The organism is Paenibacillus planticolens (genome assembly GCF_013141725.1).
GTDB lineage: Bacteria > Bacillota > Bacilli > Paenibacillales > NBRC-103111 > Paenibacillus_E > Paenibacillus_E planticolens.
In genome coordinates this window covers 337,322-358,253 of the sequence record NZ_WHNZ01000012.1, presented here as the reverse complement: position 1 = coordinate 358,253, position 20,932 = coordinate 337,322, and the positions used below count along the sequence as shown (strand labels likewise).

Annotated in this window: 25 protein-coding genes and 1 riboswitch; of the genes, 23 read left to right on the top strand and 2 right to left on the bottom strand. The window is 48.4% G+C overall.

What is annotated here, in order from left to right; genetic code table 11:
* The first annotated feature begins 23 nt into the window (after positions 1-23).
* Genes spoIIAA through sigF form a run of 3 tightly spaced genes read left to right on the top strand, consistent with a single transcriptional unit; the run spans position 24 to position 1,587 of the window.
* Entirely contained in the window at positions 24-377 is a 354-nt protein-coding gene (spoIIAA, locus tag GC097_RS04550) for an anti-sigma F factor antagonist (protein ID WP_171682141.1), read from the top strand.
* Entirely contained in the window at positions 374-820 is a 447-nt protein-coding gene (spoIIAB, locus tag GC097_RS04545; protein ID WP_171682140.1) for an anti-sigma F factor, read from the top strand. Before spoIIAA ends, spoIIAB begins: the two co-directional genes overlap by 4 nt.
* Before the next feature lie 11 nt (positions 821-831).
* Positions 832-1,587, top strand: a complete 756-nt coding sequence (sigF, locus tag GC097_RS04540) for an RNA polymerase sporulation sigma factor SigF (RefSeq protein ID WP_126141164.1) — start codon at positions 832-834, stop codon at positions 1,585-1,587.
* Positions 1,588-1,661: 74 nt separating this feature from the next.
* On the opposite strand, the gene GC097_RS04535 is transcribed toward sigF, so the two are convergent.
* Positions 1,662-1,871: a DUF378 domain-containing protein gene (locus GC097_RS04535; protein WP_171682139.1), complete on the bottom strand. Its 210-nt coding sequence runs from the start codon at positions 1,869-1,871 to the stop codon at positions 1,662-1,664.
* Between the two features lie 182 nt (positions 1,872-2,053).
* On the opposite strand from GC097_RS04535, the gene GC097_RS04530 reads away from it, so the two are divergent.
* The 4 genes from GC097_RS04530 to lysA all read left to right on the top strand — a co-directional run bounded on the left by GC097_RS04530 (position 2,054) and on the right by lysA (position 6,235).
* The gene (locus tag GC097_RS04530; RefSeq protein WP_171682138.1) at positions 2,054-2,689 is read left to right on the top strand and encodes a stage V sporulation protein AA; all 636 of its coding nucleotides are present in this window, start codon (positions 2,054-2,056) and stop codon (positions 2,687-2,689) included.
* The gene (locus GC097_RS04525; protein WP_171682137.1) at positions 2,686-3,105 is read left to right on the top strand and encodes a stage V sporulation protein AB; all 420 of its coding nucleotides are present in this window, start codon (positions 2,686-2,688) and stop codon (positions 3,103-3,105) included. The genes GC097_RS04530 and GC097_RS04525 overlap by 4 nt, the downstream gene beginning before the upstream one ends.
* A gap of 147 nt (positions 3,106-3,252) precedes the next feature.
* Entirely contained in the window at positions 3,253-4,740 is a 1,488-nt protein-coding gene (locus GC097_RS04520; RefSeq protein WP_171682254.1) for a spore germination protein, read from the top strand.
* A gap of 163 nt (positions 4,741-4,903) precedes the next feature.
* Positions 4,904-6,235: a diaminopimelate decarboxylase gene (gene lysA, locus GC097_RS04515; protein WP_171682136.1), complete on the top strand. Its 1,332-nt coding sequence runs from the start codon at positions 4,904-4,906 to the stop codon at positions 6,233-6,235.
* Positions 6,236-6,600: 365 nt separating this feature from the next.
* Here lysA and GC097_RS04510 read toward each other — a convergent pair whose 3' ends face one another.
* Positions 6,601-7,491, bottom strand: coding sequence for a LysR family transcriptional regulator (locus GC097_RS04510; protein WP_171682135.1), 891 nt, complete (start codon positions 7,489-7,491; stop codon positions 6,601-6,603).
* A gap of 139 nt (positions 7,492-7,630) precedes the next feature.
* Here GC097_RS04510 and GC097_RS04505 point away from each other — a divergent pair, with 139 nt between their 5' ends.
* From GC097_RS04505 to resA, 16 genes are all read left to right on the top strand, one after another.
* Complete coding sequence (locus GC097_RS04505) at positions 7,631-8,575, top strand: NADP-dependent oxidoreductase (protein WP_171682134.1); 945 nt, start codon at positions 7,631-7,633, stop codon at positions 8,573-8,575.
* Positions 8,576-8,629: 54 nt separating this feature from the next.
* Positions 8,630-9,061: a peptidylprolyl isomerase gene (locus tag GC097_RS04500; protein WP_171682133.1), complete on the top strand. Its 432-nt coding sequence runs from the start codon at positions 8,630-8,632 to the stop codon at positions 9,059-9,061.
* 462 nt (positions 9,062-9,523) lie between these two features.
* A riboswitch (FMN riboswitch) is annotated at positions 9,524-9,706 on the top strand.
* Positions 9,707-9,940: 234 nt separating this feature from the next.
* A complete protein-coding gene (gene ribD, locus GC097_RS04495) occupies positions 9,941-11,050 on the top strand; it encodes a bifunctional diaminohydroxyphosphoribosylaminopyrimidine deaminase/5-amino-6-(5-phosphoribosylamino)uracil reductase RibD (RefSeq protein ID WP_171682132.1) in 1,110 nt (369 codons plus the stop codon).
* Between the two features lie 16 nt (positions 11,051-11,066).
* Positions 11,067-11,738 carry a riboflavin synthase gene (ribE, locus tag GC097_RS04490; protein ID WP_171682131.1) on the top strand — a complete coding sequence of 224 codons (672 nt, stop codon included), beginning with the start codon at positions 11,067-11,069 and terminating at the stop codon, positions 11,736-11,738.
* Positions 11,739-11,770: 32 nt separating this feature from the next.
* Complete coding sequence (locus GC097_RS04485) at positions 11,771-12,997, top strand: bifunctional 3,4-dihydroxy-2-butanone-4-phosphate synthase/GTP cyclohydrolase II (RefSeq protein ID WP_171682130.1); 1,227 nt, start codon at positions 11,771-11,773, stop codon at positions 12,995-12,997.
* A gap of 50 nt (positions 12,998-13,047) precedes the next feature.
* Positions 13,048-13,518, top strand: a complete 471-nt coding sequence (gene ribH, locus GC097_RS04480; RefSeq protein ID WP_171682129.1) for a 6,7-dimethyl-8-ribityllumazine synthase — start codon at positions 13,048-13,050, stop codon at positions 13,516-13,518.
* Positions 13,518-14,159, top strand: coding sequence for a site-2 protease family protein (locus tag GC097_RS04475; RefSeq protein ID WP_171682128.1), 642 nt, complete (start codon positions 13,518-13,520; stop codon positions 14,157-14,159). Before ribH ends, GC097_RS04475 begins: the two co-directional genes overlap by 1 nt.
* 15 nt (positions 14,160-14,174) lie before the next feature.
* Entirely contained in the window at positions 14,175-14,966 is a 792-nt protein-coding gene (locus GC097_RS04470) for a segregation and condensation protein A (protein ID WP_171682127.1), read from the top strand.
* Positions 14,950-15,552, top strand: a complete 603-nt coding sequence (gene scpB / locus GC097_RS04465) for an SMC-Scp complex subunit ScpB (RefSeq protein WP_171682126.1) — start codon at positions 14,950-14,952, stop codon at positions 15,550-15,552. The genes GC097_RS04470 and scpB overlap by 17 nt, the downstream gene beginning before the upstream one ends.
* Positions 15,553-15,652: 100 nt before the next feature.
* A complete protein-coding gene (locus GC097_RS04460) occupies positions 15,653-16,354 on the top strand; it encodes a DUF2953 domain-containing protein (RefSeq protein WP_171682125.1) in 702 nt (233 codons plus the stop codon).
* Positions 16,355-16,470: 116 nt separating this feature from the next.
* Positions 16,471-16,965 carry a GerW family sporulation protein gene (gene ytfJ, locus GC097_RS04455; protein ID WP_171682124.1) on the top strand — a complete coding sequence of 165 codons (495 nt, stop codon included), beginning with the start codon at positions 16,471-16,473 and terminating at the stop codon, positions 16,963-16,965.
* Between the two features lie 118 nt (positions 16,966-17,083).
* Positions 17,084-18,277, top strand: coding sequence for a D-alanyl-D-alanine carboxypeptidase family protein (locus GC097_RS04450; RefSeq protein WP_171682123.1), 1,194 nt, complete (start codon positions 17,084-17,086; stop codon positions 18,275-18,277).
* A gap of 61 nt (positions 18,278-18,338) precedes the next feature.
* Positions 18,339-18,938, top strand: coding sequence for a nucleoside recognition domain-containing protein (locus tag GC097_RS04445; RefSeq protein WP_171682122.1), 600 nt, complete (start codon positions 18,339-18,341; stop codon positions 18,936-18,938).
* 6 nt (positions 18,939-18,944) lie between these two features.
* Positions 18,945-19,478 (top strand): spore maturation protein, encoded by a 534-nt coding sequence (locus GC097_RS04440; RefSeq protein ID WP_171682121.1) that lies wholly within the window; start codon positions 18,945-18,947, stop codon positions 19,476-19,478.
* 61 nt (positions 19,479-19,539) lie between these two features.
* Complete coding sequence (locus tag GC097_RS04435; RefSeq protein WP_171682120.1) at positions 19,540-20,286, top strand: pseudouridine synthase; 747 nt, start codon at positions 19,540-19,542, stop codon at positions 20,284-20,286.
* Positions 20,287-20,372: 86 nt separating this feature from the next.
* Positions 20,373-20,906, top strand: a complete 534-nt coding sequence (gene resA / locus GC097_RS04430) for a thiol-disulfide oxidoreductase ResA (protein WP_171682119.1) — start codon at positions 20,373-20,375, stop codon at positions 20,904-20,906.
* Positions 20,907-20,932: the final 26 nt, after the last annotated feature.

Below are 20,932 nucleotides of genomic sequence, written 5' to 3'. Positions count from 1 at the left end.
CTCAGCTGAGGGGAGTGAACAGGTTGAGCCTGCAAATTGAATTCGAGCAAGGCCGAAGAGCGCTGATTGTTAGATTGAAAGGCGAGCTGGATCACCATACTGCCGATGTTGTGAAGGCAAGGATGGAGGAAGCGATTGCCAAAGAGCATACGCATCACGTGATCCTGAGTTTGAAGGATCTTTCTTTCATGGACAGCTCAGGCCTAGGCGTCATTCTCGGTCGCTATAAGCAAATTACGAGCAAAGGCGGCAAGATGGTCGTTTGTGACGTTTCACCTGCAGTCTACCGCTTGTTTGAGCTTTCCGGCATGTTCAAAATCGTATCGATACAGGATAACGAGCGTAATGCAATGTCCAGTCTGGAGGTTGCACTATGAGCGAGCCGAACTTTATGACACTTCAGTTTGCCAGTCGTTCGGAGAATGAAGCCTTTGCGCGTGTAGCTGTTGCTGCTTTCGTATCGCAATTAGATCCAACTTTGAATGAATTAACCGATATCAAAACGGTTGTATCCGAGGCTGTGACGAATTCGATTATTCATGGTTATAACAATAAACCGGATGGTGTAATAACCATTACTACGAAAATTGATGATGACGTGGTCCGAATTACGATTGAGGACAAGGGTTCAGGCATTGATGATTTGGAACAAGCGAAACAGCCTCTCTACACATCCAAGCCGGAACTCGAACGCTCCGGAATGGGATTCACGATTATGGAAAATTTCATGGACGAAGTGGAAGTTGTGACGGCCGTCGGAATCGGAACCAAAATAAACATGTTGAAGCGAATTGAATCTAAAAAAGCTTTATACAATTAGGGGTTTGATCTATGGATGTCGATCTGAAGCATGCTTCTCACAGTTATTTAGACGATTCGGAAGTCAAACGGTTAATCGCCCTCAGCCAATCCGGAGATGGACTCGCCAGAGAAACACTCGTCAGCTGCAATATCCGCTTGGTCTGGTCTGTGGTTCAACGCTTTTTGAACCGGGGATACGAAGCCGAAGATTTGTTCCAGATCGGTTGCATCGGATTACTGAAATCCGTTGATAAATTCGATCTGTCCTATGATGTGAAGTTTTCAACCTATGCGGTGCCGATGATTATCGGCGAGATCCAGCGCTTCCTTCGGGATGACGGAACACTCAAAGTTAGCCGTTCGCTCAAAGAACTGGCCAATAAGATTCGTAAGACGAAGGACGAGTTATCCAAACGGCTTGGCAGGCTTCCTACGATTAAAGAGGTGGCAGAAGAGCTTATGATCACGGCGGAGGAAGTTGTTTTCGCGCAGGAAGCCAATAAGCCGCTTTCATCGATTCACGAGACCGTCTTCGAGAATGACGGAGACCCGATCACGTTAATGGATCAAATCTCCGATGAAACCGGTGAAAAATGGTTCGAGAAGCTTGCGCTTAACGAGGCTATCGGAACGCTTTCTGAGCGAGAACGACTCATTGTGTACCTCCGCTATTTCCGGGATCAGACACAGTCTGAGGTAGCCAGCAGGCTGGGCATTTCCCAAGTTCAAGTATCGCGGTTGGAAAAGAAGATTTTACAATCGATTAAAGATCAGATTGCCCAATAATTAAACATGAAAAAGAGCCGCTATTTACCCATGAATCTGCTGGGTATGGCGGCTTTCTTTATTGTCCTACGCATCTATCTGGCCGAATATCGGGTGTCGGAGTAGAATCTTACGCAGTAAACTCCGCATAAGCCGACAATGGTATAGATGATGCGACTTAAAACCGAAGATTCCCGATGGGAATCCCCACCCAGTAAAGCTGAAACTAAATCCCATTCGAAGAGCCCAACTAAAAGCCAATTCAGCGCACCAATAATAACTAGTGTTAACGCCAGTTTTGCCATGTTATCACCTTCTTTATATGGAATAAGTTATCGGTATTCATTTCTTACTATGCCAATAGGAGGGCAGCTTTATTCCTGGAGAATTTACCATTGGAGCAGGCGATTATGGGGAGGAAACATTTTGCATACTACCCCTATACATGGATGATACCCGTACCTATTGAAGGGAGTGAGCCCATGCCATGGTGAAGACTGGAGCTCCGCAATTGTATATCCGGCTCAGACGAAGAGCCCGCGTTCGCAAGGGAAGCGTCGTACAGCTTCGACATATCGCTCAAGTATTTGTGGAGCCTGAATATGAAACAGCATTGAATCAGCTGATTATTCATAAGCCGCAGCAGGAGGATGGCAATCGCGTCCTGATTGATATGATGCTGATTGTACGAAAAGTGAAGGCGATCTACCCGGAACTGCAAATTGAACATTTTGGCGAACCCCATGTGCTCCTTGAAATTTATTCTGATTATAAAAAAGTGAGCCCTGTGCTGATTGGTTTGGTGTGGCTCTTATTGTTCATTGGTTCGGGGCTGGCAATTATGAATTTCCATGCGGATGTGTCCATGATGGAGGTTCATCAAAGGATCTATGAGCTGATGACGGGCAAAAAGGTAGAACATCCTCTCATTCTGCAAATTCCGTATTCGCTTGGCATCGGTGTAGGGATGGTCATTTTCTTTAATCATTTGTTTAAAAAGAAATTTAATGAAGAACCAAGTCCGCTGGAAGTGGAAATGTTCATGTACCAAGAAAATGTCAACCATTATGTGATCACGGAAGAGTATATGAAAATTCACGAGGAAAGGGAGTCGAAGGGATGACTTTCCTAGGGGAAGTCCTTTTGATCGCTTTTATCGGATTAGCCGGAGGGATTGCCGTCGGGAGCGGTATGGTCGCGTTCCTTGTCGTGCTGGATATCATACCCCGGCTTGCGCAAATCACGCGTTCATTCTCCAAGATACGTGCCTATGAAGCGGCCGTTGTCTTGGGCTCACTTTTGTTTACATGGGTTGATTTTAGCGATGCGAAAATACATCTCTTCCCGATGGGAGCAGCCTTTGTCGGATTGTTTGCCGGTTGTTTTGTCGGTATGCTGGCGGCTGCACTCACCGAAATCATTAATGTGCTGCCGATCCTCGCCAAAAGGGTGGGCATGGGTTCCTATATGATTTTGCTGCTTATGGCGATGATTTTCGGGAAAGTGTTTGGATCCTTGTTTGAGTGGTTGTTTTATTAAGGCTTGAAGGGGGCGCACGGCGTGAAAGTAATTGTGAAAACCGGACATGACAACGAAAAAGACGATGCAAACGAATCTAAGGAAAATCTGGATAAACTAGCGATCGATGAAGAGGGGAATTTATCCGAGTATAATCCCGTTACGGATATGACTCCTGAGGAAAAGGAATTGAAGATTCAGGAAGAGATCCCCGATAATTTGCCAGAATTAAAAAGAGTACTGGAGGAGCGCGTCGGCCTTAACCGCAGCTTCGATCTTGTGTTTAGAGAAATGGTGTTCGGCTCTAAGCGGGTGGGGGTCTTCTTTTGCAATGGATTCGCCAAGGATACGGTTCTAACCGATATTTTGACACGTCTCTCTTACGCCAGCGAGGAGAGCGTAACGCACCGTACGCTTGAAACTTTCATGGAGAAGCTAATCCCCCATATTCAAGTGAAGTCCTACAAAAAAATGTCCGAAATCGTAGGGCAGGTTTTGATGGGAGGCACAGCCTTCTTCATTGAAGGAGAGACGACAGCACTTGCCGTCGATGTCAAGAGCTATCCGGTTCGATCGATAGGCGAGCCTGATTTGGAACGGGTCGTACGCGGCTCACGGGACGGTTTCGTGGAAACCTTGCTCTTGAACGTGACACTTGTCAGGCGAAGAGTGCGAGACGAGCGGTTGAAGCTTGAAATTATGCAAATCGGCAAACGGACCAAAACGGACGTCTGTATCGGATATATCAATGATATCGCAAACGCAGATCTGGTGGATGCCATAAAGGAAAAAATAAGCGAAGTCAAGATTGACGGACTCCCGCTGGCGGAAAAACAGTTGGAGGAAGCTATCGTCAACAAAGGTTGGAACCCGTATCCGATGGTACGGTATTCGGAGCGTCCCGACGTTGTCTCCGCGCATCTATTGGAAGGTCACGTCTGTCTGTTCGTAGACACTTCTCCGAGCGTCATGATTTTGCCTACGACTTTCTTCCACCATGTGCAGCATGCCGAGGAATACCGGCAAACGCCGTTCATCGGCACCTATTTAAGGTGGGTGCGCTTTGCCGGCATCATGTCTTCCATCTTCTTGCTCCCGCTATGGTTTATGATGGTGATGGATCCCTCCCTGAAGCCGGCAGGTTTAGAATTCCTCGGGCCGCAGAAAGAAGGGAACCTTCCGCTGCTCGTCCAATTTCTTATTGCCGATATCGGGATCGATTTGATGAGGATGGCCGCGGTCCATACCCCGACCCCGCTGGCCACTGCAATGGGTTTGGTGGCGGCGATTTTGGTAGGCGATATCGCAGTCAAGACAGGGTTGTTCATTAATGAAGTTATCCTGTATCTGGCTCTGGCGTCTATTGGGATGTTTGCTACGCCAAGCTATGAATTGAGTCTCGCCAACCGCATCATCCGGCTGGGTTTGCTCTTGGCTGTCGCGATTTTCCATGTCCCCGGCTTTATCATCGGATCGACCCTGTGGCTGATCTTGCTGGCGACAAGAAAATCCTACAATGCGCCGTACATGTGGCCGATGATACCGTTTAACGCCAAAAGTTTCTTCTCTATCCTTGTTCGCCGGCCGGTACTGGCAGCCAAAACGCGTTTAAGCCTTACAAAACCGATTGACGGCACGCGTCAACCCAAACCGTAATCCATGCAAAGGACAAGGGATTCTTCTTGTCCTTTTTACGATTACAGGCAGGAAGGATATTGTCAAATGCGCTTTTCCTATGGTACTTTAAATAGTAATGCACATTCGGCCGTTAGAGCGGAAAGGTGTAGCAGCAGGTTCAGGGTGAGGGGGAAATGAAGCTATGTATTTGCATGGTACAAGTAAAATAAACGGTCAAGGTCACCTTGAAATCGGTGGTGTCGATGCAACGAAGCTGGTTGCCGAATATGGCACGCCGTTATATGTGTTTGATGAAGCGCTCGTGCGTGAACGCTGCCGCGAGTTCGTTGATGCGTTCAAAGCATCCGGGTTGAAATTCCAAGTGGCTTACGCCAGTAAAGCGTTCTGTGTAATGGCCATGTGCCGCATTGTGGAAGAAGAGGGAATGTCCCTTGATGTCGTTTCCGACGGCGAGTTATATACGGCTCTTCAAGCCGGATTCCCGGCCGACCGGATTCATTTTCACGGCAATAACAAAACAATCGATGAAATCGAAATGGCCATTGATGCGAAAATCGGCTGCTTCGTCGTAGATAACTTTATCGAGCTTCAAATGTTGAACGCCATTGCCGGCGAGAAGCGCCAGAAGGTGAAAATTTTACTGCGCATCACGCCTGGCGTTGAGGCGCATACGCATGAATATATTTCTACAGGCCAGACGGATTCCAAGTTCGGTTTCGACCTTGGCAACGGCTCGGCATTCCGTGCGATTGAAGAAGCTTCTCAGCTAAGCAACCTGGAGCTTCTGGGCATTCATTCCCACATCGGTTCGCAAATTTTCGAAGTAGAGGGCTTCCGCCTGGCTGCTGAGAAAATGGCCGGCTTAGCCGTTCAAGTTCGCCAAGAAATCGGCGTCACATTCAAGGTAATCAACCTTGGCGGCGGCTTCGGTATCCGCTATGTGAGCGAAGATACGCCGCTGCCGGTATCCGTCTATGTGAAGGCAATAACAGATGCGATCAAAGAGAATTTCGGACAAAACGAGTATCCGCTGCCAGAGATTTGGGTGGAGCCGGGCCGCAGCATTGTCGGCGATGCAGGAACAACGCTATACACGGTGGGAACGGCGAAAGAAATTCCCGGCGTGCGCAAATACGTCTCCGTCGATGGCGGAATGACGGATAACCCGCGTCCTGCTTTGTACGAGGCGGTGTATGAAGCGATGCTCGCAAACCGTGCGACAGAGGAACCGACTGAAGTCGTGTCCATTGCCGGCAAATGCTGTGAAAGCGGCGATATGCTCATCTGGGACCTGAAGCTGCCGCAAGTGAACACAGGCGATGTGCTTGCCGTATCATGTACAGGTGCTTACAACTATGCGATGGCTAGCAACTATAACCGTATCCGCCGTCCAGGTGTTGTTTTTGTGAGCGAAGGTCAAAGCGACCTTGTCGTGAAACGGGAAACGTTCGATAACATCGTCGGCAACGATTTGATTCCAGCCAGAATGAAACATGTGAGTAATACGGTATAGATAAAAGCCCGGATTTCCGGGCTGAATCGGAATAGGGGCTGTCTCTTTTGGTCAGGAATGACCTGGGGGATAGTCTCTTTTTTGTTCAATTTCTATGCAGTGCTTGCATGAGTGGAACTATAGTCCTCTATTAACATTGAAAACTGCCGTTTGGCGAAATAGAGGGAACAGTGATCCGTTATTTCCCGATTTCAAGCTATGTTGAAGGGCTTTGTGGGCAAATAAGGCCTTGTAGTTCCCCCAAGCTCCATGATTCACCCCATATGGCTGAAATAGCGTCCTGTAGTTCCCATAAGGTAGCCGAGAACAAGATCGCAGTGTTAAAAAATCGGCATCCGCCAACTGGCTGTTCAATTTCAACTTCCTTACTTGTTATCCGGAAAAAAAGCGGTGACATAATCGCGAAAAGCTTGCGCCGCACGCGATAAGTATCGATTCTGCAACCAGGCAAGCTGAAAGGTGCGTTCGCTTACCGGCTCATGTATGCGAAGCAGGTGGGGCGTGCTGTCTTTTCGCGGCGAGGGTGCGGAAGTGACTAAGGAAACGCCCATCCCAGCTTGAACAAGGCCGCTAATAGCTGAAAAGTCATTCACATCGCAAATGATTTTCGGTGTAAATCCGGCTTGTTGACACAAGGCATCCGTTTTTTGACGGAAACGATGTCCTTCTTTCATGACGATAAACGCATCGCTGGCAGCTTCATGCAAATGTATGCTCTCGCGGCCTACCAGCCGGTGACCGGGTGGAACGGCTAGCCATATTTGCTCCGTCAGAAAGGGAATGCTCGCTATTCCTTGGCTTTTAAAGTCCGCAGGCAAGCAATACGTGATCGCGAAGTCCACTTCTCCACTGAGAAGCAGCTGCATTTTAGACTCTTCGGAGGTTGTTTGGGTCAGTTTAAAATTTGCTGCAGCATGCGTAGACGCGAAAGAACCAAAGAGATCGGAGAAACGGTTGATCGCGGTAGTAGCAATATAAACCTGCCCATGCTCGAGTCCTGCCAAGTCTGCCACCTCACGTTTGCCTTCTTCCAACAAACCAAGAGCTGCGTTCACTTTAGCTAAAAAGACTTTGCCATAAGCATTCAGTTTGATTTGTCTGCCTTGACGGTCAAACAAAGGAGCTCCCAAGTCAGCCTCCAGGCGTGAGATGGTTTTACTGAGAGCCGGCTGCGCGATTCGCAGCATCTCAGCCGCTTTCGTCATATGCTCAAGCTTGGCAACGACCTGAAAATAATAAAGCTGCAGCAGTTCCATCCTTATAATCCCCTCTCATTCATATACTTGAAGTTATGTATATATACAAAAAGATATATTTTATTTTATGTAAAATACATTCTACAATGGAGGAAAACAGGTTGCAACCCAGCTATAAACGAGAGAGGGGACCCCCTAAATGGACAGCTTGAAGATAAAAGGAATTATGGTGCATCAGTATGGCGGGCCTGAAGTGCTGCAAGTGGAGACGATGGATCGACCGACGCCTGGGGATAAGGAAGTGCTCGTGCGTGTACATGCGGCTGGCGTGCTGCCTATCGAATGGAAAATACGTCAAGGATTGTTCAAGCAAATGCGCCCAACGACGTTCCCGTATATTCCAGGGTCGGCTATTGCGGGTGTGATTGAAGAAGTGGGTGCGCATGTCACGAAGTTTCGGAAGGGGCAAGAAGTGTTCGGTCGCAGCTCCAATGGCGCATATGCCGAGTACATCATCACAGACGTCGAACGGTTAGCGGTCAAACTTTCCGGCATTAGCTTCGCAGAAGCGGCAACGATATCCGGTGGGGCCACAACAGCCTGGCAAGCTTTATTTAACAATGGGAACTTGCACAAAGATCAGCGGGTACTGATTCATGGAGCAGCCGGCGGCGTAGGCTCGTTCGCGGTTCAGTTGGCAGCGTGGAAAGGAGCTCATGTTATAGGGACTTGCAGCACGGCAAATGTTGAGCGGGTTAAGTCATTGGGAGCTGCAGAGGTTATTGATTATACTTCGAATAGATTTGAAGATTTCGCTGAGGGTATGGATCTAGTTTTAGATACAGTTGGCGGTGAAACACTAGAGCGTTCTTATGATGTAGTAAAAAAAGGCGGTATGCTCCTCTCCATAGCCGGGCAGCCCTCTCAAGAAAAAGCAAGGGATTTGGGGATTCGGGCTGAATTTTCGAATGCTTTGCTGACATCCGAGACGATGGAGGAAATCGCACAGCTGATGGCAGCAGGGAGTTTGAAAGCAGTCATCGGTCACACTTATCCACTTCACGCTGCTTCGGAGGCGCAGCTCCGCAGTCAAACCGGCCACGGGCAGGGAAGAATTGTCCTGGAAATTCAGCCGAGTTTGTGAAATGAATGTTTTCATAGTAGAATAAGGTATTATTGTCTAAAGGAGTGGACCACAATGGCCAAACAAGCAAAAATTAAACTAGCAGGCGGTGGCGAAGTTCTTATCGATCTTTTCGAACAAGACGCGCCTAACACGGTTGCCAACTTTGAAAAATTAGCAAACTCCGGTTTCTACAACGGACTTGTTTTTCATCGCGTAATTCCAGGATTCGTCGCACAAGGCGGTTGTCCATCCGGCACAGGAACTGGTGGCCCAGGCTACCAAATCAACTGTGAAATCAACCCGAACAAACATGAGCGCGGCTCCTTAGCTATGGCTCATGCCGGCAGAAATACAGGTGGAAGCCAATTCTACATTGCTTACCAACCGCAGCCTCACCTTGACGGACAACATACCGTTTTCGGTAAAGTTTCCAAAGGTATGGAACTGGTCGATGCTTTCAAAGGCAGAGATTTGATGGAAAAAGTTGAAGTTGTAGAAGTATAATTTTTTGAAATAGAATTTATATGTTTTAGGGGGTAAGCGAAGCTTACCCCCTATTCATGTTGGGCTAAGGGGAGCTACGCCAGAGGAGCCTCAGGCGCGTTGGATGATTTCCAACGAACAGGCGATTTGGGATGCTTAAATGCCAATCACATGGACAAAATCCAACGGAGTGATGAATTTTGTCGGTTTTAGCGCCTTTTTAGCGGCTCGTGCTGGATTACATCCAACGAAATGAACAAATAGCACGTGATCAAGGCGTTTACATTGGAATTCGTCCAATGAGAGCCAGTAGGAGACTACTTGCAACGTGTTGGGTACTCGGAGTTCGTCAAACCTAAAAACGACCGTCAGGGTGAACTTCTCCTACGGTTTTGCTTGCTTATGCCGGTCCATAGACAAAAAAGACCTTGCTTTTTCGATGACTGAGTGATAAATTTTTCATAAGTTACTTTTCATATGTGTGCAAACCTTCGGGGCGTGGTGAAATTCCACACCGGCGGTGATTCGACAGCCAGGCTTATTTGCCTGCTGACGATTAGTCCGTGACCCGTTTTGAAGCTAGCGGTACCTGATATACAGCTTCGCTACGGCTGACCCGGTGAGAGTCCGGGACCGACAGTATAGTCTGGATGGGAGAAGGAAAACGCGAACGTGAGATTCGCTGTGCATACTTGTTCATTTTTTCACGAGAACAAAAATTCGGCAGGTCTGTGCTTTAGCACAAATTCGCCGTGCTTGTTTGATTTGATCAAAAATGCAGCAAGTTTGGATGGCAGAAGCTTATTCGTGCTACCTAAACAATCTCTGGCCCCTATCCGATATGCGGAGGGGTCTTTTTGCATTCTATTTCAACTGGGCTTGGGAAGGCGGTGAACATACATGCATGTCTTGAATGATGAAGCTTATATGAGGCTTGCTCTGCAGATGGCCGGGAGCGCTCTTGGTCAAACAGGGATTAATCCTGTTGTAGGTTGCGTTCTGGTGAAAGAAGGACGCATCGTTGGGATGGGGGCGCATCTCAAGCGCGGACATGGCCATGCTGAGGTTCTTGCCTTGCAGATGGCCGGCGAAGAAGCCCGGGGCAGCACAGCTTACGTCACACTGGAGCCATGCAGTCACTTCGGCAAGACGCCACCCTGCAGCGACCGTCTCATCGAAGCGGGCGTCATCCGCGTCGTCGTTGCCGGCACCGACCCGAACCCGCAGGTTGCGGGCAGCGGCATCGCCAAGCTGCGTGCGCATGGCCTCGACGTATCCGTCGGGCTGCTGGCGGAGGAAGCCTCGGAGATGAACGAGGCTTTCAATAAATATATCGTCACGCGCCTGCCCTTCGTGACGATGAAGACGGCCAGCACGCTGGATGGCCGGATCGCTTCGAGAACAGGCGACAGCAAGTGGATCACGTCGCCTGCATCGCGCGCTTTTGTGCATACCCTGCGCCATCGGCATCAGGGGATCATGGTCGGCGTCGACACCGTCATCGCCGACGATCCGCTCTTAAGCGCGCGCGGCGACGTACCGGCTGTGCAGCCGGTACGGATCGTCGCGGACTCGCGCTTGCGAGTCCCGCTGGGCGCCCGGGTGCTCACGGAGCAGGATCTTCAGCCGACGATCCTGCTCGCGACCGCACAGGCGCCCGCAGAGCGGCGTGCCGCGCTGGAAGCGCGCGGCATCACGGTCCTCACCTGCGGGGACGGCCCGCAGGTGGACCTGACGCTCGCCATGCGGCAGCTCGGCGAGCGCGAGATCGGCTCCATCCTCCTGGAGGGTGGAGGCAGGCTCAATGGCGCCATGCTGGAGCGGCGCCTGTTGGATAAGCTGGTGCTGATGTTTGCGCCGAAAATTATCGGCGGCGGGCAGGCAGCACCGGGGAACATCTCCTTCGAAGGCTTCGCGAAGATGGATGATGCAATTACGCTCGACCGGCTAAAGGTCGAGCAATTCGGACCGGATGTGTGCATAACCGGCTATCCGGTGTATAAGAGCTGACGAATGGAGGGCTGTCATGTTTACCGGCATTATTGAAGAAATCGGCCACATGCGCCGCATTCATAGCGCAGGTCAAGCGATGGTGTTAACCATCGGTGCGAGGAAAGTGCTCGAAGATGTTCATTTGGGAGACAGCATCGCGGTGAATGGCGTCTGTCTGACGGTCATTTCCTTTGATAGCGACTCCTTCTCCGTAGACGTTATGCCGGAAACTTACCGGAAGACGAACCTGCGCAAGCTGCAAGCCGGCACCCGTGTGAATTTGGAGCGGGCCATGGCTGCGAACGGCCGGTTCGGCGGTCATATTGTGCAAGGTCACGTGGATGCTACGGCTACGATCCTTTCCCGCATACCTGAAGAAAATGCGGTGGTTTACCGGTTCGAACCGGAAAACAAAAACATTTTCCGATATATTATCGGTGGCGGATCGATCACGATCGATGGCATCTCGCTAACCGTAGTCGATGTCACGGAACGTGACGTAGCGGTTTCGATTATCCCGCATACGCTCGCTCAAACCGTTCTGCATGATAAAAAAGCAGGGGATACGGTCAACATGGAATGCGACGTTCTGGGAAAATATATGGAGCGACTGTTAAAGTTCGGTCCTGCTGAAGCATCGGAAGGCAGTGGCAAAAAGCAGAGTGCGTTATCGGCGAGCTTTTTGGCTGATCATGGCTTTATGTAGAAGGAAGTCTGTTTTTCTTAGGAGAGGTGAATATGACACAAATACGATTCAGTACCATTGAAGAGGCATTGAAGGATCTCAGTTTAGGGAAAGTCATCATTGCGGTGGACGATGAAGATCGTGAGAACGAAGGTGATTTCATCGCACTGGCGGATAAATCGACGCCGGAAGTCATCAACTTCATGATTAAGGAAGGCCGCGGGCTCGTCTGCACGCCGATTACGGAAGAGCGGGCAAGGGAGCTCGATCTGCCGCCGATGGTTGCCCAAAATACGGATTATCATGGCACCGCCTTTACGGTTTCTGTGGATCATGTAGACACAAGCACAGGAATTTCCGCGCATGAGCGTTCACGAACGGTGATGGGTTTGATCGATCCCCAAACGAAACCGCAGGATTTCCGCAGACCTGGCCACATTTTTCCGTTGATTGCCAAAAAAGGCGGCGTACTCCGCCGGGCTGGACATACGGAAGCAGCTGTTGATTTAGCTGTTCTATGCGGTTCCTATCCAGCAGCTGTCATCTGCGAAGTCATTAAGGAAGACGGCACGATGGCCCGGGTTCCGGATCTCATGGAAATCGCGCAGAAACATGATTTGTGCATCATTACGATTCAAGATTTGATTCACTATCGCAATCAGCAGGAAAAGCTGGTTGAGCGCGAAGTCGAGATTAAGCTTCCTACGGATTTCGGCACCTTTAAAGCGATAGCCTATACGAATCAGCTTGATAATAAAGAGCATGTCGCCCTTGTTAAAGGCGAAATTGACCCTTCTAAACCAACTTTGGTACGCGTTCATTCGGAGTGTTTGACGGGAGATGTCTTCCATTCCCACCGCTGTGATTGCGGACCGCAGCTCGATGCCGCATTAAAACAGATTGATGAAGAGGGCAATGGTGTATTATTATATATGCGTCAGGAAGGCCGCGGAATCGGTTTAATCAACAAATTGAAAGCATATGCGCTTCAGGAGCAGGGATTCGACACCGTAGAGGCGAATATTAAGCTTGGCTTCGCTCCGGATCTTCGTGATTACGGAATTGGCGCGCAAATTTTGAAAGATCTGGGCATTACGCAGCTTCGCCTTTTGACGAATAACCCGCGTAAAATTAAAGGGCTGGAAGGTTACGGCCTTGAAGTCGTTGAACGCGTTCCGATTCAAATGGACAGCAAAGCGGACAATCTGAATTATTTGCAAACAAAAAAGCAAAAGCTTGGCCATATGCTGAGTTTCCACGATTCCGGCAGCGGGATCTAAAAGAGTATCACACAAAGAACTGTTTTCATATAGAAAGGGAGAATCCTAACATGGCTACAATTTATGAAGGACATTTAGTATCGCAGAATTTAAAATATGGTATTGTCGTAGGCCGATTCAATGAATTTATTACATCCAAATTGCTTGGCGGCGCACAAGACGCTCTAAAACGTCACGGCGTACAAGACAATGAAGTGGATATCGCTTGGGTACCGGGCGCATTCGAACTTCCTCTCATCGCTCAAAAAATGGCGGAAAGCGGGAAGTATGACGCTGTGATTACCCTTGGCGCCGTAATTCGTGGATCAACGCCTCACTTTGACTACGTGTGCAGCGAAGTTGCAAAAGGCGTGTCTGCGATTAACCTGAAAACGGGCGTACCTACGATTTTTGGCGTACTGACGACGGATTCCATCGAACAAGCCGTTGAGCGCGCAGGTACGAAAGCTGGAAACAAAGGCTGGGAAGCGGCAGTAACGGCGATTGAAATGGCTAATTTGACGAAGCAATTCACTTCATAATGCTTTCTTATTATCATCTGGAAACACTGCTGCCCAGGCTGGTCGCTTTCCTGATCGCTATGACGCTCCATGATGCAGCGCATGCAGGAGCCGCTTGGCTGCTCGGAGACCGGACGGCCCGGGACGGCAAACGATTATCGCTTAACCCCTTGGTACATTTAGATGCCTTGGGGTTGGCTATGATTGTTTTCGGACCGTATGGCTGGTCGAAGAAAATGCCGGTTGAGGCTTTGAATTTTAAGAGGCCTAGGCTGTATAATACACTTGTGTTTGCAGTCGGTCCTTTTATTAATCTGCTGCTCGCTTTGTTCTTCTGGTGGCTCTATTTCTTTCTTCCTTCCTTGATGGCAGGAGGAGCATCCGAGTCGATCGTTGTTGAACAGTGGCGAGTCTATTTGCAGTACGGCGTCATTGTTAATCTCATGATTTGTTTTATACATATATTGCCACTGTATCCGCTCGATGGTTGGTATATACTGAAAGGCCTTGTTCCTTCTACAAATAAACGTTGGATGGACCGCAATCAGCTTTATGCACTTATTCTGGTTATCGTTCTAATGATTACACCTATCGGCCAATGGGCGTTGGAGCATATTTATCCGTTAGCCGCGCAGTTTGTTATGAATATATTTTCACTATGACAAGGGGGAGAATAAATGAAAGTTACCTATAAGTTAGAAGCTTTTGAAGGCCCCCTTGATCTGTTGCTTCATCTTATCGATAAAAATGAACTTGACATTTATAATATTCCAGTCAAAGAAATTACAGATCAGTACTTAGCGTATGTACAAGCGATGCAGGAGTTGGAGCTGGAGATTACAAGTGAATTTCTTGTCATGGCTGCCACGCTTCTTTCCATCAAGAGCAAAATGCTGCTGCCTAAGCCGCCTGTTATTGAATTTGATGAATATTTTGACGATATGGAAGACGAGTTTGATCCTCGTGCAGAGCTTGTTGCCAAACTCATTGAGTACCGGAAATACAAGTCTATTGCCGATATGTTAAGAGATAAAGAAGTAGAGCGCAGCATGGTTTATACGCGTGAGCCTGAGGATTTGACGCCGTTCCTGCCCCATGTGCAGGAGAACCCTGTCGAAGGGCTGGATGTGGCCGATTTGTTATTCGCTTTTCAGCGAACGCTGCGGAAGCTGGCCAACCGCAATATCGTTACTAGAATTCGAAGAGATGAAATTTCCGTCAAAGACCGGATCAGAGAGGTTGTTGACTTGCTTAAATTAAAGGGCGGCAAACTGCTTTTCTCCAAGTTGTTCGATTATGAGATGACGCGGGAAGAAGTTGTCGTCACGTTTCTGGCCATTCTCGAATTAATGAAAATGAAAAAAGTCGTTTGCTATCAATATCAACTATTTGAAGATATCGTCATTCAAGCGAAAGAGGAGGTTTCCGACATTGACGCTCAATTTTCCACAGATGAAATCAATTATTGAAGGACTGCTTTTTGCCTCTGGTGACGAAGGATTGGATGCCAAGCAAATTGCTGAGGTTATGGAGCTTGATTTGTATTTGGTTCGTGATTTGCTGAAAGATATGCGAACTGAATTTAAACGCAAGGGCAGAGGGGTTCAGATTGTCGAGGTGGCCGGTGCGTACCAGCTAACGACTTTGGCTGAACATGCGCCTTATTTCGAACGTCTCGCCTATACGCCATCACGTTCATCGCTCTCTCAAGCTGCACTTGAGACTTTGTCCATTGTTGCTTATAAACAGCCGATTACTAGAGTAGAAATTGAAGAAATACGCGGTGTAAAATGTGACCGGGCTTTGGCGACCCTGACAGGAAAAGACTTAATTCTGGAAGTCGGGCGCGCAGATGCAGTCGGGAAACCGATCTTGTACGGAACGTCCAAGCAATTTCTAGAATACTTCGGCCTCAGCTCCATTCAGGAACTGCCGGACTCGGCTGATTTTCAGGGGAATTTTGATCTGGAGGAAGAAACCCGCATGTTATTTGACCGGATCGGCGGGGATCAGAAGCAGATTACTTTGGATGATGTGTCGGAAGAAAACGAGTAATGCAAAATGCATTTCATTTCCTAAATTAGCTCATACTAACTCCATCTGCCGGAAGATTACTTCTCGCAGTGGAGTTTTTTTGTTAAGGGGGAGAATGGGGTTGTTATGGGTAGGGCTCGTGCTTCTCGTCGTCATCCTTGCCATTATCTTGGTGGCGGTCAGCTATATTCGGGGAGAATTTTATTTCTCCCGTGTGAAAGATAATGACACACTAACTGTGGAGTTTCGTGCGTTATTTGGAATCATCCGTTATCGTTACGTCATTCCCATTATCCAATTCAGAGGGTTCACCAAAGGGATCTTGATCAAATCCGAAATTTTGAGCGACACCTATGCCAAACTTAGAGATGAAAGCAAAGATCATATTACGAAAGATAAAGTGATCCTTTTTTATAAACAGGCAAGAGAAGCTCTTGTACATACCGTCAAACTGTATGAATGGATGAAAAAGACCTTAGCCAAGATCGAATGTACGGAGCTGAAATGGATCACGCGCGTTGGAGTTGGCGATGCACCGGAAACGGCAATCACGACGGGAGCGATTTGGGGGATTAAATCATCCCTTCTTGGTTTTACGATGCGTTATGTGCAGGTGAAGGCAACTCCGCGGGTGGACGTGATTCCTCAGTTTAATGAGAAGCATTTCTCAACGGAAGTGCGTTTTGCAGGACGTATTCGGGTGTGGTACGTAGTGTTGGCAAGCGTCAGTCTGATAGCCAGGGCGGCTAAAGTAAAAGGCGGCCTTCGAATATGGATCCAAATATTCCTTAAAGCAAGATCAAAGCTGAAAACCGCTTCGTGATGTACATAACGATATTCCTCTAAGGGTACTCTAAAAAAGAACCAATATTGGTCATAGACGTTTAAGCTTCCGATGCCAGTTTTGAATGGCGAAAAACGCGAAGGAGGAATATTATCATGTCAGAACACCCGATTCAAGGTCTCATGAAAGTCGCCATGGAAAATATTAAAGAAATGGTCGACGTGAACACGATTGTCGGCGACCCGGTTGAAACGCCGGATGGCAGCGTCATTATGCCGATTTCCAAAGTAGGATTCGGATTTGCCGCAGGAGGCAGCGAATTTGTTACTGATTCCGAAATTGAAATTGATGGCAGCTCAGTGGGCAAAAATGACGCGCTGAATGCGAAAGTGTCACTTCCGTTCGGCGGGGGCAGCGGCGGCGGGGTATCAATCACGCCTATCGCCTTCCTCGTCGTAGGCAAAAATGGCGTGAAGGTTGTTCCACTCGACAATCAAACGCATATTATTGAACGCCTCATCGATTCTGCCCCGCAAGTAGTAGACAGAATTCAAAGTATGATAAAAGGTTTTAATACGAAGACGAGCACAGTCGGAACACCTAGCGGCAATAATGTTACGAATATTGAGAATCAAAATTTCATCGTATAGCGAGTTTTCGTTGGAGCTGCCTTTATGGCAGCTTTTTCTATTTGGACATATCCCCGTTTCATAAGCATATACTTGTACAAAGTTTCGTCTTGTCTATTAGGTACGTAGGGGGATAACGATGAAGAAAAGTGTCAGGTTCATCATGATGTGCAGTGCACTCATTAGTCTGTTGCTAGCACCTTGGGCGCAAGTGGAAGCCGCGCCTCCCGGCATACATACCAACGCGGTTGGCGCCTCGCTTATTGATGTAGAATCCGGACGTATTCTCTATAGCGAAAAAGGGGACACGCCTATGCGGATTGCTTCCTTGACCAAAATCATGACCGCGATTATCGCGATTGAACAAGGGAAATTGAACGATAAAGTGAAGGTCAGCAAAACGGCTTTTGGCAAAGAAGGCTCATCGATTTATCTCAAGCTGGGAGAAGAGATGCGGCTGCACGATATGTTGTACGGCTTAATGCTTCGCTCAGGGAATGACGCGGCGACAGCGATTGCTGAATATGTTGGTGGAAGCGTGGAAGGCTTCGTATATTTGATGAATGAGAAGGCGCGCATGCTTGGCATGGATCATTCGCATTTTACGAATCCGTCAGGTCTCGATGAAGGGGAAGGCCACCGTTCCAGTCCCAATGATATGGCGAAGCTGACGGCTTATGCACTTAAAAATCCTGTGTTTAAAGAAATTGTATCCACCAAGCTGAAAAAGGTGCCGAATCCGAATGAAGCCTGGGACTATTCGTGGCTGAACAAAAACAAGATGCTCTCTCTTTTCGAAGGAGCCGATGGCGTGAAGACGGGCTATACGAAGTTGGCTAAACGGTGCCTTGTGTCCTCGGCGACGAGAAACGGGCAGCAATTGGCTGTCGTCACGCTCAATGATGGCGACGATTGGGCGGATCATGCGAGGCTGCTCCAGTATGGGTTTACCTATTTCCCCTTGCAAACGATTGTCAAGAAAGGCGATGCCGTCGAGGGAACGCCGTGGGTGGCGGGCAGAACGTTTACGTATCCGTTAGCGGATGGTGAAGCGGCGAAGCTGACTCATAAGGTGACGCTAGTCGATCCTGCATCTACGGACTACCGGCTGGCGGAGCGGGGGACCTTGCAGTATTCGCTCCAGCAGAATCTGATTCAAACGGTGCCGATTTACGATAAATCGAGTCCGCTGCTGCAGGCACAGAGCAAGTCCGCATTCTCCTTCCAGGAAGGAAAACCTTATCAAGAAACGCTGTTGTCACAATACAGCTTGGTTTGCCGGATGTTGGTACAGGAGCTGTTTTCGATCTCTAAATCAAAGTGGGCGGACTAGAGGACTCACACTTAGGATGCTGATGATGCCACTCTAGCAAAATGAGAAGGAGGCCCTCGGAATGGTGAATTGGATATGGTTATTTTTTATTGTCATCGGCTTCGTCGTTGCTGCTTTGAACGGGAATGTCGAAACGGTAACGCAAGCTGCTTTCGATGGCGCTAAGAGCGGCGTGACGGTCTGCTTTGGATTGATTAGCGTCCTTGTGTTTTGGATGGGCATGATGCGGATGGCAGAGGATGCGGGCATTTTGAGCAAGCTTGCCAGATTGCTGCAGCCGGCGGTACGATTTCTATTTCCGAGCGTCCCCAAAAACCATCCGGCGATCGGCTATATCATGTCGAACATGAGCGCAAACATTCTCGGTCTTGGCAACGCAGCAACGCCGATGGGCATCAAAGCGATGCAGGAACTGCAAAAGTTGAATGCAGATAAAGATACCGCAAGCACAGCAATGTGTACGCTGCTAGCCTTAAATACATCCAGCATTACGTTAATCCCGACGACTCTGATTGCCATAAGGATGAATTACAATTCGGTCAACCCCGCGGAAATCGTGGGCACGACGTTGATTGCAACGATCATCTCGACAGCTGTCGCTATTTTTGTGGATCGATGGTACCGAAGGTCACGCTCTCCCATCCCTCCTTTGAAAGGATGATTACGCATGTATGCCTTCGTTTCACTCATCTCATCTTGGGCCATCCCGGTCATGATCGTTTTCATCCCTTTATATGCAGCTTACCGGAAAGTGCCTGTCTACGAATCGTTCGTCGACGGAGCCAAGGAGGGCTTTGATACAGCGATTAAAATCATTCCCCATCTGGTCGGGATGATGGTAGCTATTTCTGTATTTCGCGCATCGGGAGCGATGGATCTGTTGATCGGCTGGATGCGCCCCTTCTTTGAAAGCATCGGAGTACCTACCGAAGTGCTTCCGCTCGCGATTTTAAGGCCGATTACAGGAGCGGGCTCCCTAGCTTTTACAACAGATCTGATCGAACAGTTTGGTCCGGATTCAATGATTGGCCGGATCGCATCGACCGTTCAAGGCAGCACGGACACAACGTTATATGTGATTACGGTATATTTCGGCGCGATCGGCATACGGAAGGCGGGTTATGCGCTGAAAGTAGGGCTGATTTCGGATCTCGTCGGCTTCGTCGCATCCATTGTCATCTGTTATTTGGTGTTTACCTGAGGGGGCGCTCTTGTGATTTACGGTCAACTCCGTTATCATTAACTTGAGGTGAAAGCGGATAATGGAAAGACTGCAAAAGGTATTAGCAGAAGCGGGTGTCGCATCCCGCCGGAAATGTGAGGAAATCATCCTTGCCGGACGTGTGCAAGTGAACGGTGAAGTTGTCACCACGCTTGGCGTTAAGGTAAATCCGGCTGAAGATGAAATAAAAGTCGATGGACGAGCTATCGGCCAACAGAAGAAGATTTATGTCATTTTACATAAACCGAAGGGTGTCATTACAAGCGCGACGGACCCTGAGGGACGTAAAGTCGTAACAGACTTCTTGCCAGGAATTAAAGAGCGTGTGTACCCAGTCGGTCGATTGGATTATGATACGGAAGGTTTGCTCATTTTAACGAATGACGGTGAATTTGCGCATTTGCTCACGCATCCGAAGCATCACGTACCGAAGACGTATCAAGCAACGGTCAAAGGGGTGCCGCACGGAACGTTATTAGATAAGCTCAAAACGGGCATACAGTTAGAAGACGGGATGACAGCCCCAGCTGAGGTTGAGTATGCCGACGTGAATTTAGAGAAGAATGAGTCCATCATTCAGATCACGATCTACGAAGGCAGGAACCGGCAGGTCAGACGGATGTTCGAGGCGATTTCCTTCCCCGTGATCAGATTGAAACGGATTAAATTCGGTCCAATCTTTCTTACCGGTCTGCCAAGAGCGAAGTATCGCCACTTGACGCCAAAAGAGGTTGAAGAGCTTAGGAACGAGGCTCTCAAGACACATAACGTTCAAAAAGGCCAATAAGAATTGGCCTTCTTTTCGTTATAATAAAGGTATTACCCTATGTGAAAAAACTAACATAGCTAAAGAAAAAGTGAAGGTGATTAACCGTGGGTGCGAGAAAAAAATGGGTACAGATCGGGATTTTCGCGATCGTGCTTATTATTGGCGTATTTACCATTATTACGAATTTGTCGGCTTCGGACAGTAAAAAATATCCTCAAGTTGGCGACAAAGCGACAAATTTCTCATTAGTCGGTTTAGATGGCAAGACGCATGAGCTTTCGGAATACAAAGGTAAACCGATTTTGATTAATTTCTGGGGTACTTTTTGCCCGCCGTGCAAGGAAGAAATGCCTGCGCTGCAAAAGCAGTATGACAAATGGAGCAAGCAAGGCGTTATTTTTCTTGAAGTCAACGTCGACAAAAATAAAGTGACCGTGCAGAGCTTCATGGATCAGTATAACTTAAACATGCCAGTTCTGCTGGATGCGAAGGAAGTTGTACGGAAGCAATATGGCGTCATGGATTATCCGACGACCTTCTTCATCGGAACGGACGGTAAAGTAGCTGTGAAAAAAATCGGCCAAATGACAGAATCTTTTATCGATGAAACGCTTTCCAAGCTTGCCGGCAAGTCCTAAATGGTTGAATGCTTAGAGTTTTCAGG

What these genes read in the sequence shown, in the direction of transcription:
- spoIIAB (WP_171682140.1), top strand. Translation starts at nt 374, where the DNA reads ATGAGCGAGCCGAACTTTATGACACTTCAGTTTGCCAGTCGTTCGGAG.
- sigF (WP_126141164.1), top strand. Translation starts at nt 832, where the DNA reads ATGGATGTCGATCTGAAGCATGCTTCTCACAGTTATTTAGACGATTCG.
- GC097_RS04535 (WP_171682139.1), bottom strand. Translation starts at nt 1,871, where the DNA reads ATGGCAAAACTGGCGTTAACACTAGTTATTATTGGTGCGCTGAATTGG.
- GC097_RS04530 (WP_171682138.1), top strand. Translation starts at nt 2,054, where the DNA reads ATGGTGAAGACTGGAGCTCCGCAATTGTATATCCGGCTCAGACGAAGA.
- GC097_RS04525 (WP_171682137.1), top strand. Translation starts at nt 2,686, where the DNA reads ATGACTTTCCTAGGGGAAGTCCTTTTGATCGCTTTTATCGGATTAGCC.
- GC097_RS04520 (WP_171682254.1), top strand. Translation starts at nt 3,253, where the DNA reads ATGACTCCTGAGGAAAAGGAATTGAAGATTCAGGAAGAGATCCCCGAT.
- lysA (WP_171682136.1), top strand. Translation starts at nt 4,904, where the DNA reads ATGTATTTGCATGGTACAAGTAAAATAAACGGTCAAGGTCACCTTGAA.
- GC097_RS04510 (WP_171682135.1), bottom strand. Translation starts at nt 7,491, where the DNA reads ATGGAACTGCTGCAGCTTTATTATTTTCAGGTCGTTGCCAAGCTTGAG.
- GC097_RS04505 (WP_171682134.1), top strand. Translation starts at nt 7,631, where the DNA reads ATGGACAGCTTGAAGATAAAAGGAATTATGGTGCATCAGTATGGCGGG.
- GC097_RS04500 (WP_171682133.1), top strand. Translation starts at nt 8,630, where the DNA reads ATGGCCAAACAAGCAAAAATTAAACTAGCAGGCGGTGGCGAAGTTCTT.
- ribD (WP_171682132.1), top strand. Translation starts at nt 9,941, where the DNA reads ATGCATGTCTTGAATGATGAAGCTTATATGAGGCTTGCTCTGCAGATG.
- ribE (WP_171682131.1), top strand. Translation starts at nt 11,067, where the DNA reads ATGTTTACCGGCATTATTGAAGAAATCGGCCACATGCGCCGCATTCAT.
- GC097_RS04485 (WP_171682130.1), top strand. Translation starts at nt 11,771, where the DNA reads ATGACACAAATACGATTCAGTACCATTGAAGAGGCATTGAAGGATCTC.
- ribH (WP_171682129.1), top strand. Translation starts at nt 13,048, where the DNA reads ATGGCTACAATTTATGAAGGACATTTAGTATCGCAGAATTTAAAATAT.
- GC097_RS04475 (WP_171682128.1), top strand. Translation starts at nt 13,518, where the DNA reads ATGCTTTCTTATTATCATCTGGAAACACTGCTGCCCAGGCTGGTCGCT.
- GC097_RS04470 (WP_171682127.1), top strand. Translation starts at nt 14,175, where the DNA reads ATGAAAGTTACCTATAAGTTAGAAGCTTTTGAAGGCCCCCTTGATCTG.
- scpB (WP_171682126.1), top strand. Translation starts at nt 14,950, where the DNA reads ATGAAATCAATTATTGAAGGACTGCTTTTTGCCTCTGGTGACGAAGGA.
- ytfJ (WP_171682124.1), top strand. Translation starts at nt 16,471, where the DNA reads ATGTCAGAACACCCGATTCAAGGTCTCATGAAAGTCGCCATGGAAAAT.
- GC097_RS04450 (WP_171682123.1), top strand. Translation starts at nt 17,084, where the DNA reads ATGAAGAAAAGTGTCAGGTTCATCATGATGTGCAGTGCACTCATTAGT.
- GC097_RS04445 (WP_171682122.1), top strand. Translation starts at nt 18,339, where the DNA reads ATGGTGAATTGGATATGGTTATTTTTTATTGTCATCGGCTTCGTCGTT.
- GC097_RS04440 (WP_171682121.1), top strand. Translation starts at nt 18,945, where the DNA reads ATGTATGCCTTCGTTTCACTCATCTCATCTTGGGCCATCCCGGTCATG.
- GC097_RS04435 (WP_171682120.1), top strand. Translation starts at nt 19,540, where the DNA reads ATGGAAAGACTGCAAAAGGTATTAGCAGAAGCGGGTGTCGCATCCCGC.